The sequence below is a fragment of the Treponema sp. genome, assembly GCF_045657965.1.
In the GTDB taxonomy this organism is placed as follows: Bacteria; Spirochaetota; Spirochaetia; order Treponematales; family Treponemataceae; genus Treponema_D.
The window spans coordinates 1-5,054 of the sequence record NZ_JAZOUG010000128.1; the positions used below are offsets into that span (position 1 = coordinate 1).

At 40.5% G+C, this 5,054-nt stretch carries 6 protein-coding genes; 4 read left to right on the forward strand and 2 right to left on the reverse strand.

Going from position 1 to position 5,054, the window contains the following annotated elements; genetic code table 11:
• From ACKI5B_RS04610 to ACKI5B_RS04625, 4 genes are all read left to right on the forward strand, one after another.
• Window positions 1–355, forward strand: a 355-nt coding sequence (locus ACKI5B_RS04610) for a FliH/SctL family protein (protein ID WP_407426297.1), incomplete at its 5' end; no start/stop codon positions are given.
• A 23-nt stretch (window positions 356–378) separates the two neighbouring features.
• Complete coding sequence (locus ACKI5B_RS04615; RefSeq protein WP_407426299.1) at window positions 379–1,869, forward strand: FliI/YscN family ATPase; 1,491 nt, start codon at window positions 379–381, stop codon at window positions 1,867–1,869.
• Between the two features lie 3 nt (window positions 1,870–1,872).
• On the forward strand, window positions 1,873–2,304 hold the full coding sequence (fliJ, locus tag ACKI5B_RS04620; protein ID WP_407426301.1) for a flagellar export protein FliJ: 432 nt from the start codon (window positions 1,873–1,875) through the stop codon (window positions 2,302–2,304).
• Entirely contained in the window at window positions 2,301–2,774 is a 474-nt protein-coding gene (locus ACKI5B_RS04625) for an arginine repressor (protein WP_407426303.1), read from the forward strand. The genes fliJ and ACKI5B_RS04625 overlap by 4 nt, the downstream gene beginning before the upstream one ends.
• 1 nt (window position 2,775) lies before the next feature.
• Here the strand turns inward: ACKI5B_RS04625 and ACKI5B_RS04630 are convergent, their stop codons facing one another.
• Window positions 2,776–4,443, reverse strand: coding sequence for a nucleoside kinase (locus tag ACKI5B_RS04630; RefSeq protein ID WP_407426305.1), 1,668 nt, complete (start codon window positions 4,441–4,443; stop codon window positions 2,776–2,778).
• A gap of 80 nt (window positions 4,444–4,523) precedes the next feature.
• The coding region (locus ACKI5B_RS04635) for a Smr/MutS family protein (protein ID WP_407426307.1) at window positions 4,524–5,054 on the reverse strand (531 nt) is incomplete at its 5' end.

Below are 5,054 nucleotides of genomic sequence, written 5' to 3' on the forward strand. Positions count from 1 at the left end.
TAAAGTCGTAAAAATTATTTCAGAAAATCAAAAATCTGTAGTTATGGCAAATATTCTTCAGGCTCTCAAAAAAGTGAAAGGACGGGGGGTTGTTACAATCCGCGTTAATATGGCCGATGTCAAGCTCACAACTGAACATATTCAGGATTTTATCAGGCAGGTTGAAAATGTTCAGGGAATTACAGTTCTTGAAGATTCAACCGTCGATAAGGGCGGCTGTGTAGTTGAAACAGACTTTGGTGCAATTGATGCAAGAATCCAGAACCAGCTTTCTGAACTTGAAACTGCGATTCTTGAAATCTCTCCGGTTAAAACAATTACAAAAACTGAAGCTGTTCCTGTAACAGAAGGCTAAAAAAGATTCAGCGGGTGGGGTAAATGGAGTCTTTTTTTAATAAATATTTAAACACGGTAAAAAATACCGAAACTATTCTCTATACTGGTCATGTAACTGCCGTAAAAGGTCTTGTTATCGAAAGTAATGGTCCCCGTTCGGTGATCGGTGAAATCTGTACAATAAAAATTGAATCAAACGGGAAGGAAGTTCTTGCAGAAGTCACTGCTTTTGAAGGAACCACTGTCAAGCTCATGCCTTATGGAGATACAACTGGTATTGAAATTGGCTGTGAAGTTATTGCATCTGGTCATATTTTACAGGTTCCGGTCGGAAAAAATCTTTTAGGACGTGTAATCGATGCTACAGGAACTCCAATTGACGGAAAAGGTCCTTTGGAAACTTCTGAATTTTATCCGGTTCTTGCTCAGCCTGCGGATCCTATGAAGCGTCTTCCGATTGACCGGCGTATAGTTACAGGTGTGCGCTGTATTGATTCACTTTTAACATGCGGAAAAGGGCAGCGACTTGGAATCTTTGCCGGTTCCGGTGTCGGAAAGTCAACCCTTCTTTCAATGATTGCCCGAAATACAAATGCTGATATAAACGTAATCGGTCTTATTGGTGAACGAAACCGCGAGGTTAACGACTTTATTGAACGTGATTTAGGTGAAGAAGGAATGAAACGTTCAGTCATTGTTGTTGCAACAAGTGATACAACTTCAATCTGCCGCCTCAGGGCTGCCTATGTAACTACTGCCATTGCAGAATATTTTCGTGACCAGGGAAAAGATGTCATGCTTATGATGGATAACATGACCCGATTTGCCCATGCCCAGCGTGAAATCGGCCTTTCTACAGGTGAGGCGCCGGCACAGCGGGGATATCCTCCAAGCGTATTTGATTTGATTCCAAAACTTCTTGAAAGGGCAGGCACCGGTGAAAAAGGTTCAATCACTGCATTTTATAATGTTCTTGTTGACGGTGATGACATGGACGAACCGATTACTGATAAAGTGCGCGGTACACTCGACGGTCATATTGTTTTAAGCCGTGCTTTAAGCCAGCAGAGGCATTATCCTGCAATTGATGTTTTGCAGTCTATAAGCCGTCTTTCCCGCCGTGTTTGTGGAAGAGAAACCTTAAAAGCAGCAACAAAAATTGCCCGACTTGTAGCAATTTACGAAGATAACCGTGACATGATTAGTGCCGGCGTTTATCAGAAAGGTGCAAATGCAGAAACAGATCTTGCAATAGACAAACATGAAGCTATTGAAGAGTTTTTGTGTCAGGAAGAAGATGAGCCGTGTACAATTGATGATACACTTCAGAAAATGGCAGAGCTTGCAGAAATAGAAATTCCTGAAGAAGAATATGTTGAAAATCCAGCTGCAGCAAGAAAAACCGTTGCACAGCTTGTAAAAGAACATAAAGAAGAAGGCATTACCGATGCGAATGAAAGTGCGAGTGCTGCATTTGATGAAAATCTTGCTCCGCAGATTTCTGCAATCAGTGATGTTGCAGATAAACTTTAGTCTATGAAGAAGTTTAATTTTTCGCTTCAAAAAGTTCTTGATTTTCGTGAGTTTGAAAAAAAACAGGCTGAAGCCGAACTTGGAAAAGCTGTGGCTGAAGAAGCCAAGATTCAGGATACACTTGAAATGATTGCCCGGGCACATGTTTCTACCGTGCAATCGGCGGATTCTACTCATAATGTTTCGGAACTTTTTGCAGCACAGAATTATTTCAGGCTTTTGTCTCAGCGTAAGGAAGAATCACTTAATGCCCTTGCTCAGGCGCAGATTATTACTGAAGAAAAGCGCGGTGCAATGCGTGAAGCTATGAAAAACTGCAAAGTGCTTGAGAATCTTCGTGATAAACGGAAAGAAACTTGGAAAAAAGAAAACATTAAAACAGAAGAAAATGATATTGATGATATTGTTACATCAAAATATGGAGCAGTACAATGAAAGAGCGTTCACAGCGATTAAAAGCAATTAAAAATCTTATAAAAAACAACCGGATAGAAAGTCAGGATGAACTTCTACGTGCACTCACCAAAGAAGGTTTTGATGTGACTCAGGCAACTTTGTCCCGAGATTTAAAGCTTTTAAAAGTAGGTAAGGTGAGTGACGGACATGCCGGATATGTTTACACCCTTCAAAGTGATGAAGACCGTGGTGAAAGTGAGCAGATTTTTGTTCAGGATTTTCTTCGAGGATATGTAAGTATTGATTGGAATGCAACGACAGTTGTAATTAAAACTTTTGGCGGACATGCCGATGCTGTTGCAAGTGCACTGGATTATTTAAATCTAGATGAAATATTAGGCACTGTTGCCGGTGACAGCTGTGTATTTGCAGCATTAAAATCCGGAGTGAGCGGGGAAGACTTTATGAAAACTCTCAAAAAGCACATCCCCGACCTCGAAGACGAATAAATTAATACTTAAACGAACTTCCGCCTATAAACTCACGTACAAGCGACTGTTTTGGAACATAATCCGAAGAAATTGCATTGAAGTGAGAAAGGAAATTTAAAAGGCGGCAGGCTTCAGTGTATTCAGGCTCAGTCGGCTTGACGGCACGAAGTTTTGGTTCAGCATAAATCTTAAGAACAGGAATCTCGTAATCGAGGGCTGTGTTCAAAACTGCATCTGCTGAATTCTGATACGGGAAAATATGAAGCCGTTCGCCTCTCTGAACACTGTCCCACATTCCGATTGTGCCGGCTGCGCTCTTTCCGCGGAAGTTTGCATCGCGTACAATGCGGCGGATAAGGCGGTTATCGCTGGTTGGAATGCGGTTGTGGTCATCAAAATTCAGCTGAGTTAATGCTGAAAGATAAATCTTGAATTTGTATTCAGGTTTGATAAGCGGAGTAAGTTTGTCGTTAAGACCGTGAATACCTTCAATAATAAGAATATCACCTGGTCCTAAAATCATTTTGTTGTTGCCTGTGTAATAGCGCTGTCCCAAATCAAAGTTGTAGCATGGAATTTCAACTTCTTTACCGGCAAATAAATCGATTAAATTCTGATTTAAAAGTTCAACGTCAAGAGCTTCAAGACATTCGTAGTCATAATTGCCGTTTTCGTCTTTAGGGTTTTTATCGCGGCCGACATAGTATGAATCCAGACTGATTGTTTTTGGATTATAGCCGATTGAACGAAGGTGCAGTGCCATTTTGAAGGCTGAAGTTGTTTTTCCTGAAGAAGAAGGTCCTGCAATTAAAACAACTTTTACGTTTCCGCGTTCGTGAATCTGTTTTGCAACGGCAGCGTAATTCTGCATCTGGTATGTTTCGCAGATATCGATAAAATCGTTGATTTTTTTGCGTGAAACGATTTCGTTAAGGGATGCTGCGGATGTTACATTGACGAGTTTTCCCCATTTTTTGTACCGTTTGAAAATATCAAAAATTTTCGGCAAGTCTTCAAATGGAGCAACTTCATCAGGTTTTTCTGCAGTTGGGAAACGAAGTAAAAAGCCTTCAGCATACTGCTGCAAGTCGAAAATTTTAAGGATGCCTGTTGAATCAACTAGAGAGCCAAAATAAATGTCAAGAAATTCAGAAGAAGAATCATCAAGTGAATTTACAAGAACGCAGTCACGGCAGCGGTACTGCAATTGTTTTGCTGTTTCAGGCATATTTAACTTTTGAAAAGATTCAACTGCTTCTTCATAGGAAATGTGATGAGTTGTAATTGGAATGTCTTTTTCGACGATTTTGAGCATTTCTGCTTTGAGTGCTGTAATTTCTTCACTTGTAACCGGTTTTTCGCGGTCAAGAGTATAGTAATAGCTGTATCCAAGTGAATGGCCGATTAAAAGTCTGTCTTTAGGAAAGAGTTTGTGTGCTGCAGCAGCTAAAATGAATGAAAGTGAGCGGCGGTAAACATAACTTCCGTCTTTTGATGCAAGGTATACACCTTCAATTCTGCTTGAAACACGGATAGGCCGGCAGAGTGAAACAACTTTATTGTTTACCTTGAGTGCTATAAGAGTGCCTTCTTTTTTAGGCAGATGTTCTAAAATATCTTTGCCGCGGATGCGTGCAGAAACTTCGATTTTTTTGTTGTCTGAAAAGGTTAATGTAATATTGCTCATAATCATTCATTATAACACAGATTTTTTATAAAGCGAGAAAATTTAAGTGTTAAAAAATAATTTTTAATGTGCCTGAAAAATTAATTCATCTCAACGTAAGTTTTGCCGAAACCGCCGTCTTCAGGACGTGCATAGTAAAAGCTTTTTACGCCAGGGTAGTTTGAAAGATAATCCTGAACTGCCTGCTGTAAAATGCCGTTGCCTTTTCCGTGGATTACGCTGAAAGACTTAAAGCCTGTCATTGCGCATAAATCCAGCTGTTTTTGAAGGGTAAGGAGTGCTTCTTCTTCACGCATGCCCAAAAGACGAAGCTCAAAAACTGGACCTGAGCTTCCTTCATCTTTATTAAGCTCTACCGTGTAATCAGCTGTTTTAAGGTTTGAAGGGGCTGTAAGCTGCATGTCTCTTTGCTTTACGCTCATGCGCAGAGATCCCAACTGAACGAGCCATACACCCTTTTTTTCTTCACGAATCAAAGTGCCTTTGTTACGGCCGGCTCCTACAAGAACTTCTGCTCCTTCTCTAAATTCAAAAACAGTTTTTGGTGCATTTTTCGGCCTTGGAGTAAGATTGAACACTTCTTCGTCGGTAAATGTTGCCTTTGCAGTTTT